The 14151-nt window shown below is 51.5% G+C and carries 13 protein-coding genes; 3 read left to right on the top strand and 10 right to left on the bottom strand.

Annotated features, from left to right (window positions below; genetic code table 11):
• Positions 1 to 370: 370 nt before the first annotated feature.
• Positions 371 to 4258 carry a phosphoribosylformylglycinamidine synthase gene (purL, locus tag A9180_RS03365; protein ID WP_064526165.1) on the bottom strand — a complete coding sequence of 1296 codons (3888 nt, stop codon included), beginning with the start codon at positions 4256 to 4258 and terminating at the stop codon, positions 371 to 373.
• 256 nt (positions 4259 to 4514) lie between these two features.
• Here purL and mltF point away from each other — a divergent pair, with 256 nt between their 5' ends.
• Positions 4515 to 6071 carry a membrane-bound lytic murein transglycosylase MltF gene (mltF, locus tag A9180_RS03360; protein WP_064526164.1) on the top strand — a complete coding sequence of 519 codons (1557 nt, stop codon included), beginning with the start codon at positions 4515 to 4517 and terminating at the stop codon, positions 6069 to 6071.
• Here the strand turns inward: mltF and tadA are convergent.
• Both tadA and yfhb read right to left on the bottom strand, forming a co-directional pair.
• Complete coding sequence (tadA, locus tag A9180_RS03355) at positions 6068 to 6571, bottom strand: tRNA adenosine(34) deaminase TadA (RefSeq protein ID WP_064526984.1); 504 nt, start codon at positions 6569 to 6571, stop codon at positions 6068 to 6070. The genes mltF and tadA overlap by 4 nt on opposite strands.
• Before the next feature lie 57 nt (positions 6572 to 6628).
• Positions 6629 to 7264, bottom strand: coding sequence for a phosphatidylglycerophosphatase C (gene yfhb / locus A9180_RS03350; protein WP_064526162.1), 636 nt, complete (start codon positions 7262 to 7264; stop codon positions 6629 to 6631).
• Between the two features lie 207 nt (positions 7265 to 7471).
• Here yfhb and A9180_RS03345 point away from each other — a divergent pair, with 207 nt between their 5' ends.
• Positions 7472 to 8320 (top strand): MurR/RpiR family transcriptional regulator, encoded by an 849-nt coding sequence (locus tag A9180_RS03345; RefSeq protein WP_064526160.1) that lies wholly within the window; start codon positions 7472 to 7474, stop codon positions 8318 to 8320.
• A 55-nt stretch (positions 8321 to 8375) separates the two neighbouring features.
• Complete coding sequence (gene yfhL, locus A9180_RS03340; protein WP_001196283.1) at positions 8376 to 8636, top strand: 4Fe-4S dicluster ferredoxin YfhL; 261 nt, start codon at positions 8376 to 8378, stop codon at positions 8634 to 8636.
• A 193-nt stretch (positions 8637 to 8829) separates the two neighbouring features.
• Here yfhL and shoB read toward each other — a convergent pair whose 3' ends face one another.
• The 7 genes from shoB to lepB all read right to left on the bottom strand — a co-directional run bounded on the left by shoB (position 8830) and on the right by lepB (position 14143).
• On the bottom strand, positions 8830 to 8910 hold the full coding sequence (gene shoB / locus A9180_RS03335) for a type I toxin-antitoxin system toxin ShoB (RefSeq protein WP_000128779.1): 81 nt from the start codon (positions 8908 to 8910) through the stop codon (positions 8830 to 8832).
• Between the two features lie 420 nt (positions 8911 to 9330).
• Entirely contained in the window at positions 9331 to 9711 is a 381-nt protein-coding gene (gene acpS / locus A9180_RS03320) for a holo-ACP synthase (protein WP_064526159.1), read from the bottom strand.
• The gene (gene pdxJ / locus A9180_RS03315) at positions 9711 to 10442 is read right to left on the bottom strand and encodes a pyridoxine 5'-phosphate synthase (RefSeq protein ID WP_064526152.1); all 732 of its coding nucleotides are present in this window, start codon (positions 10440 to 10442) and stop codon (positions 9711 to 9713) included. The genes acpS and pdxJ overlap by 1 nt, the downstream gene beginning before the upstream one ends.
• Positions 10443 to 10453: 11 nt before the next feature.
• The gene (recO, locus tag A9180_RS03310) at positions 10454 to 11182 is read right to left on the bottom strand and encodes a DNA repair protein RecO (protein WP_064526150.1); all 729 of its coding nucleotides are present in this window, start codon (positions 11180 to 11182) and stop codon (positions 10454 to 10456) included.
• A gap of 131 nt (positions 11183 to 11313) precedes the next feature.
• Positions 11314 to 12219: a GTPase Era gene (gene era, locus A9180_RS03305; protein ID WP_064526148.1), complete on the bottom strand. Its 906-nt coding sequence runs from the start codon at positions 12217 to 12219 to the stop codon at positions 11314 to 11316.
• Positions 12216 to 12896: a ribonuclease III gene (gene rnc, locus A9180_RS03300; RefSeq protein ID WP_001068343.1), complete on the bottom strand. Its 681-nt coding sequence runs from the start codon at positions 12894 to 12896 to the stop codon at positions 12216 to 12218. The genes era and rnc overlap by 4 nt, the downstream gene beginning before the upstream one ends.
• 272 nt (positions 12897 to 13168) lie before the next feature.
• Positions 13169 to 14143 carry a signal peptidase I gene (gene lepB, locus A9180_RS03295; RefSeq protein WP_000002532.1) on the bottom strand — a complete coding sequence of 325 codons (975 nt, stop codon included), beginning with the start codon at positions 14141 to 14143 and terminating at the stop codon, positions 13169 to 13171.
• Positions 14144 to 14151: the final 8 nt, after the last annotated feature.

Raw genomic sequence — 14151 nt, 5'->3', positions numbered from 1 at the left:
CATAAGTAGGTGAATGAGCCACTGGTTACTATTATGCAGTAACTGTGCCAATAAATAAAATAGTTTGATAACGTACTGATTCTACGTTGGTTTGATGGATTTATGGCTGCTTGACGATTTGTCTATAAATCAGCCACTGTGTCGCTCATAAGAGACAATTAAAGATAAAAGTATTAGTTTTAAATTAAATCAACAAGTTAAATGTCACCTATAAGCGACACGGCAAACCACCCGTTGTCGTGATTTACAGACACAAAAAAAGCTCCCGGATTTGGGAGCTGATAATAGTGGTTGACGTTTAATGCCGGATGCGGCGTTAACGCCTTATCCGGCCAACAAAATCAATGCGTTGCGAAAAATACTCGCAGCCTTACCCCAACTGCTTACGTGCATTGCGGAAAATGCGCATCCACGGACCATCTTCCCCCCAGTTTTCCGGATGCCAGGAGTTGCTGACAGTCCGGAAAACACGTTCCGGGTGCGGCATCATAATGGTGACACGACCGCTTTCGGTAGTGACCGCAGTGATACCGTTCGGGGAACCATTCGGGTTGGCCGGGTAGGTTTCAGTGACTTTGCCGAAGTTATCGACATAGCGCAGCGCCACCAGCCCTTTGCTTTCCAGTGCCGCCAGATGCGCCGCATCGCGCACTTCAACGCGCCCTTCACCGTGAGAAACGGCTATCGGCATCTGCGAACCAACCATCCCCTGCAGCAGCAACGACGGGCTTTGGGTCACTTCAACCAGGCTGAAACGCGCTTCAAAGCGATCGGATGTGTTACGCACAAAACGTGGCCACAGGTCACTACCAGGGATCAGTTCGCGCAGGTTGGACATCATCTGGCATCCGTTACATACCCCCAGCGCCAGCGTTTGCGGACGATGGAAGAAAGTTGCAAACTCATCGCGTACACGGTTGTTGAACAGAATAGACTTCGCCCAGCCTTCACCTGCGCCCAGCACGTCACCGTAGGAGAAACCGCCACACGCTACCAGGGCGTGGAAATCCTCCAGACCAGTTCGTCCAGCCAGCAGGTCGCTCATATGCACGTCGATAGCATCGAAGCCTGCACGATGGAAAGCTGCCGCCATCTCAACATGCGAGTTCACGCCCTGCTCACGCAGCACGGCAACTCTGGGGCGCGCGCCAGTGGCAATAAACGGTGCTGCTACATCTTCGTTGATATCGAACGACAGTTTCACATTCAGACCCGGATCGGCGTCGTTGGATTTCGCCTGATGTTCCTGATCGGCGCACTCCGGGTTGTCACGCAGGCGCTGCATCTGCCAGGTGGTTTCTGCCCACCAGACACGCAGCGTAGTACGGCTTTCGCTGAATACAGCCTGTCCGTTAGCGGTAATCACAAAACGGTCACCAGATACCGCCTGACCGACATAATGAACGCAATCAGCAAGGCCATGCTGTGCCAGTACGGCTTCGACCGCTTCACGGTCAGCGGCGCGCACCTGAATCACCGCCCCCAGTTCTTCGTTAAACAACGCAGCCAGGCGATCGTCGCCCAGAGAGGCGATATCCGCTTCAATGCCGCAATGACCGGCAAACGCCATTTCCGCCAGCGTCACCAGCAGGCCACCGTCAGAGCGGTCGTGGTACGCGAGCAGCTTACGCTGCGCAACCAGTGCCTGAATCGCGTCATAGAAACCTTTCAGTTGCGCGACGTCGCGCACATCAGCGGGTTTGTCGCCAAGCTGACGGTAAACCTGCGCCAGCGCCGTTGCGCCCAGCGCGTTATTGCCAAGGCCCAGATCAATGAGCAGCAGTGCGTTATCTTCGTTAGAAAGCTGCGGCGTAATGGTGTGACGTACATCTTCTACGCGGGCAAATGCAGAAATTACCAGCGACAGCGGCGACGTCATTTCGCGCTCTTCGCTACCTTCCTGCCAGCGGGTTTTCATCGACATGGAGTCTTTACCCACCGGGATAGTCAGGCCCAGCGCCGGACAAAGCTCTTCGCCCACGGCTTTAACGGCTTCATACAGGCCAGCATCTTCACCAGGATGACCTGCTGCCGCCATCCAGTTGGCGGAAAGTTTAATGCGTTTGATATCGCCAATCTGCGTAGCGGCGATGTTAGTTAACGCTTCACCGACCGCCAGACGGGCAGAAGCGGCGAAATCCAGCAGCGCAACCGGCGCACGTTCGCCAATCGCCATCGCTTCACCGTAGTAGCTGTCGAGGCTGGCGGTAGTGACCGCGCAGTTAGCGACCGGCACCTGCCACGGACCCACCATCTGATCGCGCGCCACCATACCGGTTACGGTACGGTCGCCAATGGTCACCAGGAAAGTTTTCTCCGCCACGGTCGGCAGATGCAGCACGCGTTTCACCGCATCAGCAATGGTGATCCCTTCACGGGCCAGGGCGTCGCCTTTCGCTTTCAGCGTTTGTACGTCGCGGGTCATCTTCGGCGTTTTGCCAAGCAGCACGTCCAGCGGCAGATCGATTGGCTGATTATCAAAATGGCGATCGTGCAGAGAAAGATGCAGTTCTTCGGTCGCTTCACCAATCACCGCGTATGGCGCGCGTTCACGCTTACACAGTTCGTCAAACAGCGGTAACTGATCGGCAGCAACCGCCAGCACGTAGCGTTCCTGGGATTCGTTACACCAGATTTCCAGCGGGCTCATGCCCGGTTCGTCGCTCAGGATATCGCGCAGTTCAAATTTACCGCCGCGTCCGCCGTCGCTCACCAGTTCCGGCATGGCGTTAGAAAGACCGCCTGCGCCAACGTCGTGGATAAACAGGATTGGGTTGGCATCGCCCAACTGCCAGCAACGGTCGATAACTTCCTGGCAGCGACGTTCCATCTCCGGGTTGTCGCGCTGGACGGAAGCAAAGTCGAGATCCGCATCAGACTGACCAGACGCCATGGAAGACGCCGCACCGCCGCCAAGACCGATGTTCATCGCCGGGCCGCCGAGAACGACCAGCTTCGCACCAACGTTGATCTCGCCTTTTTGTACGTGATCGGCACGAATGTTGCCGATCCCACCCGCCAGCATGATCGGTTTGTGATAGCCGCGCAGCTCTTCGCCGTTGTGACTGTTTACTTTTTCTTCATAGGTACGGAAGTAGCCGTTCAGTGCCGGACGACCAAATTCGTTGTTAAATGCCGCGCCGCCTAATGGGCCTTCAGTCATGATGTCCAGCGCGGTGACAATGCGCTCCGGCTTACCGAAATCTTCTTCCCACGGCTGTTCGAAGCCCGGAATACGCAGGTTAGAAACGGAGAAACCGACCAGACCGGCTTTCGGCTTCGCACCGCGCCCGGTGGCGCCCTCATCACGTATTTCACCGCCAGAACCGGTCGCCGCCCCCGGCCACGGAGAAATCGCTGTCGGATGGTTGTGGGTTTCCACTTTCATCAGGATATGCGCCGGTTCCTGATGGAAATCGTAGCGGCCCGTCTCGTGGTCGGCAAAATAGCGGCCCACTTCAGAGCCCTCCATCACTGCGGCGTTATCTTTATAAGCAGAGAGAACGTGATCCGGCGTGGTTTCGAAGGTGTTTTTGATCATCTTAAACAGCGATTTCGGCTGTTGTTTACCATCGATAATCCAGTCGGCGTTAAAAATCTTATGACGGCAGTGCTCAGAGTTCGCCTGGGCAAACATATAAAGCTCGATGTCGTTCGGGTTACGACCAAGCTTTGTGAAAGCATCTTGCAGATAGTCAATTTCATCGTCCGCCAGTGCCAGGCCGAGACGCAGGTTTGCGTCGATCAGCGCCTGACGTCCCTGCCCCAGTAAATCAACGCTGGTGACCGGAGTCGGTTGATGATGGGCAAACAGCTGCTCTGCATCATCTAAAGCGAAAAAGACCGTTTCCATCATGCGGTCGTGCAGTTCAGCGGTAACCTGCTGCCATTGTTCATTGTTCAGCGTACCGGCTTCTACATAGTAAGCAACGCCGCGCTCAAGGCGGTTTACCTGTTGCAGCCCGCAGTTATGAGCGATATCGGTCGCTTTTGAAGACCAGGGAGAGATGGTACCTGGACGCGGGGTCACCAGCAGTAATTTGCCTTCCGGGGCATGGCTGGCGAGTGCCGGGCCATATTTCAGCAGGCGTTCAAGTTGCGCGTACGCTTCTTCGTTTAACGGCGCATTGAGGTCAGCAAAATGGACATACTCGGCGTAAATGTTGTGAACCGGGAGCCTGGCAGCCTGAAAACGCGCCAGCAGTTTATTGATTCGGAATGCCGACAGTGCAGGCGAACCACGCAGAATTTCCATCATAAGTCTCTCGTCTTCTAAGCTTTCGGTGTACCCAAGGGGGGAAACGGGCGTCATTATAAAGAATCTGACGCGCTGACGAAACCGTTTGCGTGGAAATAAAATCACCATCGTGGATTAGCAACGCGTGCCGCCAACGGCTGTAATAAGTTGCCAACTGGCACAGGTTTACGCAAAATGCCGCTCATTGATGATTATACCTTTGTTTAGCATATCGTTTTTTCAAGCCAGGACACGAACGACACAGAGAATTAACTAATTGAAAAAATTAAAGATTAATTATCTGTTCATTGGCATTCTGGCACTGCTTCTCGCGGTAGCTCTCTGGCCATCTATTCCGTGGTTTGGTAAAGCCGACAACCGTATCGCCGCCATTCAAGCGCGGGGAGAATTGCGCGTGAGCACCATTCATACTCCCCTCACCTGGAATGAGATTAACGGTAAATCTTCCGGGCTGGATTATGAGTTGGCCAAACAATTTGCCGACTACCTCGGCGTGAAACTGAAAGTGACCGTACGGCAGAATATCAGCCAGTTGTTTGACGATCTCGACAACGGCGACGCCGACCTTCTGGCAGCCGGTCTGGTTTATAACAGTGAGCGGGTAAAAAATTATCAGCCTGGTCCAACCTATTATTCCGTTTCACAACAACTGGTTTACAAAGTGGGTCAATATCGCCCACGCACGCTGGGCAATTTGACGGCGGAACAGCTCTCCATCGCACCAGGACACGTCGTCGTTAACGATCTGCAAAGACTGAAAGAAACTAAGTTCCCGGATTTAAGCTGGAAGGTGGACGACAAAAAAGGCTCTGCAGAATTACTGGAAGATGTCATCGGAGGTAAGCTGGATTACACCATTGCTGATTCTGTCGCCATCAGCCTGTTTCAGCGAGTTCACCCGGAACTCGCCGTGGCGCTCGATATCACCGATGAACAACCCGTGACCTGGTTTAGCCAGTTAGATGACGATAATACCCTTTCCGCAGCTCTGCTCGACTTCTTCAACAAAATGAATGAGGACGGTACGCTGGCACGCATTGAAGAGAAATACCTGGGGCATGGCGATGATTTTGATTACGTCGATACGCGCACATTTTTACGCGCCGTCGATGCGGTTCTGCCACAATTAAAACCTTTGTTTGAAAAATACGCCGAGGAAATTGACTGGCGTTTGCTGGCGGCTATTGCTTATCAGGAATCACATTGGGACGCGCAAGCCACCTCACCGACCGGTGTGCGTGGAATGATGATGTTGACCAAAAATACCGCGCAAAGCCTGGGCATTACCGATCGTACCGATGCCGAACAAAGCATCAGCGGCGGCGCGCGTTATTTGCAGGATATGATGAGTAAAGTGCCGGAAAGCGTGCCAGAAAATGAACGGATTTGGTTTGCGCTCGCCGCTTACAATATGGGTTATGCGCATATGCTGGATGCTCGCGCCCTGACGGCAAAAACCAAAGGTAATCCTGACAGTTGGACCGATGTTAAACAACGTCTGCCTTTACTTAGCCAGAAACCCTATTACAGCAAGCTGACTTACGGTTATGCGCGGGGACATGAAGCTTACGCCTATGTCGAAAATATCCGTAAGTATCAGATTAGTCTGGTGGGGTATCTGCAAGAGAAAGAAAAGCAGGCTACAGAAGCGGCGATGCAGTTGGCTCAGGATTATCCGGCGGTGTCACCAACAGAATTGAGTAAAGGAAAATTTCCTTTTCTCTCGTTTTTTTCACAATCGTCATCTAATTATCTGACACACTCCCCTTCGCTGCTGTTTTCCAGGAAGGGAAGTGAAAAGAAACAAAATTAATCCGCAGAAGATTGTGCTTTTTTCTGCGCTTTAATTTCCTGACGACGCATGCGAAAGAAGTCGCTGAGTAGCGCTGCACACTCTTCCGCCAGTATCCCTTCTGTGATTTCCACCCGGTGATTCATCCCCGGATGGTGCAACACATCCATTAATGATCCGGCAGCGCCCGTTTTCGCATCTCGTGCACCAAAAACAACACGACCAATGCGGCTGTGAATCATCGCTCCGGCGCACATTACACACGGCTCCAGCGTGACATATAATGTTGCGTCGATCAGGCGATAATTTTGCATCACCAGACCGCCCTGACGCAGGGCCATGATTTCAGCGTGCGCGGTTGGATCATGCCGACCAATCGGACGATTCCAGCCTTCGCCGATTACCCGGTTGTTATGCACTAATACTGCGCCGACCGGTACTTCCCGCTCGTCCCAGGCACGCTTTGCCAGCGTCATGGCATGACGCATCCAGTATTCGTGACTAAATTCGACTTCAGACAAAAAGAAAACTCCGGTTATAAAAGCGCGGCGCATTATACACGTACGCTATGCTTTACTCTATTCCAGTTGCTGGAGTTCGCCGCGCGGAGTTACGCGCCAACGGTGCTGACAAAAATAGAGTAGCGGGTTGTCCTGATTACTGTCGCTGTAACCACTGTACAACCGCAGTGGCGTACCGATTTTGCGCTCCAGTTGCGCGACCTTCTCATGCCCGAGACAACGCATGGTCAACACCCAGCCGCCATAGCCTCGCTGGATTTGGCTGGCGATAAGATTAACCCGTGGTAGCCACGATGTATCAAAATAGACAGCCTCAACCAATGGCTGCGGAGAACCAGTTATCAACCAGATATCGGCATCGGAACTTAGCAGATAGGTAGTCAGGCGCTCTTGCACCAGCGGGAAAGCAGTAACATTGTCGCGAAACCAGTGCACAAAATCGGCTTGCAACGCCTGTAAACGCGCTTCGCGGTGACCAAAAGTACATCCCCACAATAGCAGACTCATCGGCCAGCGCGCGGCACGACCTTTTATCAATAATGCCATGGCAATAACCGGTAATAGCGGCAGGACAAGCAGTGTATTCAGTGGTTGGCGACGCAGTATGTAGCGCAGAAAACTACCGAACATATCCTGTTGATGCAATGTTCCATCTAAGTCAAAAAACACCACACGACGCTCGTGAGTTGCCAAACCATACTCCTCTGGACTGAAACATCCTGATTAATCATCGCTACTACATAGCCTAACAGATAGATCATCACTTTTCCGGCAACAATCTACCGTATAATGCTGAATGGAATTTTTAATTCATAGATCTTACAAACTATGGAATATAATATTCACTCGCTTGTGTCTCATATTGCCTGTTGTCGCCATTATTTCATCGCGAGGAAAGATATGAACGGCTTACTTCGTATTCGTCAGCGTTACCAGCAGCTTGCCCAGAGTGATAAAAAACTGGCGGACTATCTCCTGCTACAACCTGATTCGGCGCGCCATTTAAGTTCGCAGCAATTGGCCAACGAAGCCGGAGTCAGTCAATCCAGCGTAGTGAAATTCGCACAAAAACTCGGCTATAAAGGTTTTCCAGCCTTAAAACTGGCGTTAAGCGAAGCTCTGGCGAGCCAGCCGGAATCCCCTTCTGTCCCCATTCATAACCAAATTCGCGGTGATGATCCGTTGCGACTGGTGGGCGAAAAGCTCATAAAAGAAAACACGGCTGCCATGTATGCGACGCTGAACGTTAACAGTGAAGAGAAATTGCATGAATGCGTGGTGATGTTGCGTTCTGCGCGGCGGATTATTTTGACTGGCATTGGCGCTTCGGGTCTGGTAGCGCAAAACTTTGCCTGGAAACTGATGAAGATTGGTTTCAATGCTGCCGCAGAACGCGATATGCATGCGTTGCTCTCAACTGTACAGGCATCTTCACCGGACGACCTGTTATTAGCTATCTCTTACACTGGTGTACGACGTGAGTTAAATCTCGCGGCGGATGAGATGCTACGTGTGGGAGGAAAGGTGCTGGCAATTACCGGTTTCACGCCAAATGCTCTGCAACAACGTGCATCCCATTGCCTGTATACTATTGCCGAAGAACAGGCGACGAATAGTGCGTCGATCTCCGCTTGTCACGCCCAGGGAATGCTTACAGATTTGCTGTTCATTGCGCTAATCCAGCAGGATCTCGAACTGGCGCCTGAGCGCATTCGCCACAGCGAGGCACTGGTGAAAAAACTGGTTTGAGTAAAGAATGCGCGTATAATGCCCGCCCGGTTTGTGTTGTTTTGAGAGTTTCCTTATGGCGCTGTTAATCACTAAAAAATGCATCAATTGTGATATGTGTGAACCTGAATGCCCGAATGAGGCGATTTCGATGGGTGATCATATTTACGAGATTAACAGCGATAAGTGTACTGAATGCGTAGGTCACTACGAAACGCCAACCTGCCAGAAGGTGTGCCCGATCCCTAATACCATTGTGAAAGATCCGGCGCATGTCGAGACAGAAGAGCAGTTGTGGGATAAATTTGTGCTGATGCATCACGCGGATAAAATTTAATATCCTGCTTCAGGAGCAGGGTATTGCTTATTTACCCGAATAAAACCGAAAGTGTTATATTTATTTCCATGACGTCATTAATAAATATATTCATTAAATGAATTTCTATAATATCTACGCAGACATTTACTTCTAATTATTAAAGGCGCGCCTGGCTGGTTAACCTGACGCGCCTTAAGTACGTTTCCTGGTGTTACAAGAACAGAAGGATCAGCTGTAAAACAGCAATGACGACTTTAATGACCCGTTTAATCAGGTATCGACAATCAGTCATTCGTTTTTCCTTAAACAAGGAATGCAGCCGCTCAGATTAGCCCTTACATCTCCCCAAAGCTGAACGTGCGAGTTATTGAGGGTGCATGCTGCACTCCACACCAGAGCTTTGACGACACCACTCGTTTCAATGGGGGAATTCAGTGGCATGGTGTAAAGCACAGCAAAATTTCCAATAACGAAGCTAATTTTAATGTACTTACAAATTGGCGGTCACGTTAATCTTGCCATCAATATCGATTTATTCGTCAAGGCTCGAGTTTTTATACTAAAGATTGCAAGTTGCTTGTAAAAGATAACCACACTGATCCATAATCGCTCTCATTGAGGGTGCGTGCTGCACAAAATTAAAGTTGTAAAGTAAAACCCCCGTTCCTTACCAGTTCGGGGGTTTTATTTTTTAAAGAGAACGGTATTATTTTTAACTTTCAATAATTACCGTGGCACAAGCATAGTGGCGCTCATCTGCCAGCGTCACATGCATATGCGCGACGCCCAACTTTTCTGCCAGTTTTAACGCCTCGCCCCACAACCGTAGTCTTGGCTTGCCGAGCTCATCGTTAAACACTTCAAACTGATTAAACGCCAGACCATTGCGGATCCCGGTGCCAAACGCTTTTGCTGCCGCTTCTTTCACAGCAAAACGCTTCGCCAGAAAACGCACTGGCTGTTGGTGCGTTTTCCAGATTTCCCATTCGTTATCGCTTAATACGCGGCGTGCCAGGCGCTCACCAGATCGGGCGATCACCGCTTCAATGCGAGCGATCTCCACGATATCGGTGCCTAAACCTAATATTGCCATTAGCCACGCGCTTCCAGCATCAGACGCTTCATTTCTGCCACCGCATCTTTCAGCCCGGTCATCACCGCTCGTCCGATAATGGCATGACCGATATTCAGTTCATGCATCTCAGGGATGGCGGCAATGGCTTTCACGTTGTGATAGGTCAGACCGTGACCGGCGTTAACTTTCAGACCGAGACTTGCAGCAAAGGTTGCTGCTTTGGCAATGCGTGCCAACTCTTGCGCCTGTTCAGCTTCAGTTTTGGCATCGGCATAACAACCGGTGTGGATCTCGATAAACGGGGCGCCTACGTCTGCTGCAGCTTTGATTTGCTCTTCGTCGGCATCAATGAAAAGAGAAACCTGAATCCCGGCATCCGCCAGACGTTTACAGGCATCGCGCATTTTGTCACGCTGACCGGCTACGTCCAGGCCACCTTCGGTTGTCACTTCCTGGCGCTTTTCTGGTACCAGGCAGCAAAAATGAGGCTTAGTCTCAACGGCAATCGCCAACATCTCTTCAGTCACCGCCATCTCCAGATTCATGCGGGTATCCAGCGTCTGACGCAGGATGCGCACGTCGCGGTCAGTAATGTGGCGACGATCTTCACGCAAATGCACGGTAATGCCATCCGCGCCAGCCTGCTCGGCAATAAACGCGGCCTGCACCGGGTCGGGGTAGGCAGTACCACGTGCATTCCGCAGTGTTGCGATATGGTCAATGTTGACGCCCAACAGTAATTCAGCCATGACAATCCTCATCAGTCATTATGTGTTTGCACTGTTCGCTTAGGTATAAACTGCCGGAACAGTTCCCTGCTCTTTAATGGTTTACCGCCAAGATACGGCTTAAGCGCCATGCGGGTAAAGCGTTTCGCGGCACGCAATGTGTCTGCATCAGGAAATTCCCGCGCGTGTAACGCTTTCAACTGCCTTCCGGTGAAGGTTTTGTTGTCGATAACTACACTGGCGATAAAGCCTTTTTCTTCGCGATAACGATACGTCATGGTGTCATCCACCGGTTCGCCGCTACCTGCGCAATGGGTAAAATTAACGCCATAACCCAGATGCCCGAGCAATGCCAGCTCAAAGCGGCGCAAGGCCGGTTCCGGTGTGCCTGTGGCTCCAGCCAGAGACTGGATGCAGTTCAAGTAATCGAAAAAGAGTTCCGAGAAGCGCGTCTCGTATTCCAGCACGCGGGAGAGAAGTTCGTTGATGTACAGACCGCTGTAAAGCGTGATACCGCTTAATGGTAGCGCCAATGAGACAGCTTCAGCACTGCGCAGCGTTTTGACTTCACCGCGCCCACCGAAGCGTAGCAAGAGAGGGGTGAAAGGCTGTAATGCACCTTTCAGAGTTGAGCGTTTAGAGCGTGCGCCTTTAGCAACCAGACGCACGCGACCCGATTCCTCCGTGAAGACGTCCAGCATCAGGCTGGTTTCGCTCCAGGGACGACTATGCAGGACGAATGCGCGCTGCCAGCCTTCCATTATACTCGTCGCCTTTCAAGTTGCAGGTGCCCTGGCTGCACCCGTTCACCCTGGTCACTTACTTTAGTAAGCTCCCAGGGATTCACGGTCTTGCCGCCTTCCTGCACCTCGAAAGTCATAGAGTATGCTAATTAAAGATCGTCAACGTAACCGAGACTGCGCAACGCGCGTTCGTCGTCGGCCCAACCAGATTTCACTTTCACCCACAGCTCAAGGTGGACAGGCGCTTCGAACATTTCTTGCATGTCTTTACGCGCTTCAATACCGATGGTTTTAATCTTGGCCCCTTTGTTGCCGATGACCATCTTCTTCTGCCCTTCGCGCTCAACGAGAATCAAACCGTTGATGTCGTAGCCACCACGTTCATTGGTGACAAAACGTTCGATCTCCACGGTCACGGAGTACGGCAGTTCTGCTCCGAGGAAACGCATCAGTTTTTCACGGATGATTTCAGAGGCCATAAACCGCTGTGAACGGTCGGTGATGTAATCTTCCGGGAAGTGATGCGTCGCTTCCGGCAGGTGTTTGCGCACGATTGACGCGATAGTGTCAACGTTAAGTCCGGTTTCGGCGGAGATTGGCACGATATCAAGGAAATTCATCTGACTTGCCAGGAACTGCAGATGCGGCAGCAGGTCGGCTTTTTCCTGCACGTTATCCACTTTGTTCACCGCGAGGATCACCGGCGCTTTACCGTCACGCAACTTGTTGAGCACCATTTCATCGTCCGGCGTCCAACGGGTGCCTTCAACGACAAAAATCACCAGCTCGACATCGCCAATGGAGCTGCTCGCCGCTTTGTTCATCAGGCGGTTAATAGCACGCTTCTCTTCCATATGCAGGCCCGGGGTATCGACGTAGATCGCCTGATACGCGCCTTCAGTATGGATACCCACAATGCGGTGACGAGTTGTCTGCGCTTTGCGGGAAGTGATGGAGATTTTCTGCCCCAACAGTTTGTTCAGCAGCGTGGATTTACCAACGTTCGGACGTCCAACGATGGCAATAAATCCGCAGTAACTTTTATCGATGCTCATTCCAGCTCCAGTTTTTTCAACGCCTGTTCGGCGGCAGCCTGCTCAGCCTTACGACGGCTTGAACCTGTGCCAACCACCGGTTCACTCAGGCCGCTGACCTGGCAGTGGATTGTAAATTCCTGATCGTGCGCTTCGCCACGGACCTGAACTACCAGATAGGTTGGCAGCGGCAGATGGCGACCCTGCAAATATTCTTGCAAGCGCGTTTTCGGATCTTTTTGTTTATCGCCTGGGCTAATTTCGTCCAGACGGGTTTGATACCAGTTAAGGATTAACTTCTCGACGGTTTGAATATCACTGTCGAGGAATACGCCGCCAATTAATGCTTCGACGGTGTCGGCGAGAATTGACTCGCGACGAAATCCACCGCTTTTAAGTTCACCCGGCCCTAAACGCAAGCACTCGCCTAACTCAAATTCGCGTGCCAGTTCTGCCAGCGTATTGCCACGGACCAGCGTGGCACGCATCCGGCTCATATCGCCTTCATCCACACGAGGGAAACGGTGATACAGCGCATTGGCGATAACGTAGCTCAAGATTGAGTCGCCTAAAAATTCTAAACGCTCGTTATGTTTGCTGCTGGCGCTGCGGTGAGTTAATGCCTGCTGCAGCAGTTCCTGATGATTAAAAGTGTAGCCCAGCTTCCGTTGAAGCCGATTAATTACGATGGGGTTCATGCGATACCAATAAATAAATGCGTCAACAATTCAGCACACGAAACAGACCTGATACACATAGGCTCTGTTAACCGCTTTGTTGCGGATTCATTACGCCATATGTGGAAACCAACGCTGTTTCGTGTGCCGTGGCAACCAGAAGGCGCCAACCTTAAACTTCGGGGGAATATTCTATACACAACGATAAGGGATGTCGTTAGCCTGGGGAGATTTATCTCATAAATAATTCACGTTGCCGCCAGAATGACGACAACGTGAACGAGAAACAGCAATTAATGGATGCCACCAATGCGACTTAAGCGCACACCTGTCGGCCATTCACCTTCTTGCTTATCGAAACTCATCCAGATAGCCGTTGCCCGACCGACCAGATTCGCTTCCGGCACAAAGCCCCAGTAACGGCTGTCCGCGCTGTTATCGCGGTTGTCACCCATCATGAAGTATTGGCCCGGCGGAACAATCCAGGTTGCCAGTTGCTGCCCTGGCTGCTGGTAATACATCCCTACCTGATCCTGGGCGATGGGTACAGTCAGGATGCGATGCGTTACATCGCCCAGCGTCTCTTTACGTTCGGAAAGACGAATACCATTTTCTTTAGTTTCGTTTTTCGGCACTTCAAAGAAGCCACTGGTCGCTTCTCCGCCGTTACGACGCGAGAAGGTCTGTACGAAATCGCTCGGTTCAACGTTGGAATAAGTTACTGGTAGCGCGTTTTCACACGCCTGACCGGAACTGCATCCTGGTTGAATGGTCACTTCTTTCGCCACCGGATCATAAGTGACTTTATCGCCCGGTAAACCTACCGCTCGCTTGATATAATCAAGCTTCGGATCTTCCGGGTATTTGAAGACCACGATATCGCCACGTTTCGGATGACCGGTTTCGATCAATGTTTTCTGGTAAATAGGATCTTTAATGCCGTAAGCAAATTTCTCTACCAGAATGAAGTCACCGATTAATAGAGTCGGCATCATCGAACCTGACGGGATCTGGAACGGTTCATAAATAAATGAACGCACAATCAATACGATAGCCAGCACCGGAAATACAGAAGCCCCGGTTTCCAGCCAGCCTGGCTTCGGCGCAACCTTTTTCAGGGTTGCTTTATCCAGTGAATCCCCGGCAGCCGCTTGCGCCGCTGCCTGACGTTCCCGTCGTTTAGGTGCGAAAAAGAATTTATCCACGCACCATAAAATGCCCGTCACCAGTGTGGCAATCACCAGAATCAGGGCAAACATATTCGCCATGCCAACTC

The sequence above is a fragment of the Escherichia sp. B1147 genome, assembly GCF_001660175.1.
Taxonomy (GTDB): Bacteria; Pseudomonadota; Gammaproteobacteria; order Enterobacterales; family Enterobacteriaceae; genus Escherichia; species Escherichia whittamii.
Note: the sequence above shows the minus strand (reverse complement) of the source record. Positions and strands in the feature narration are given on the sequence as shown.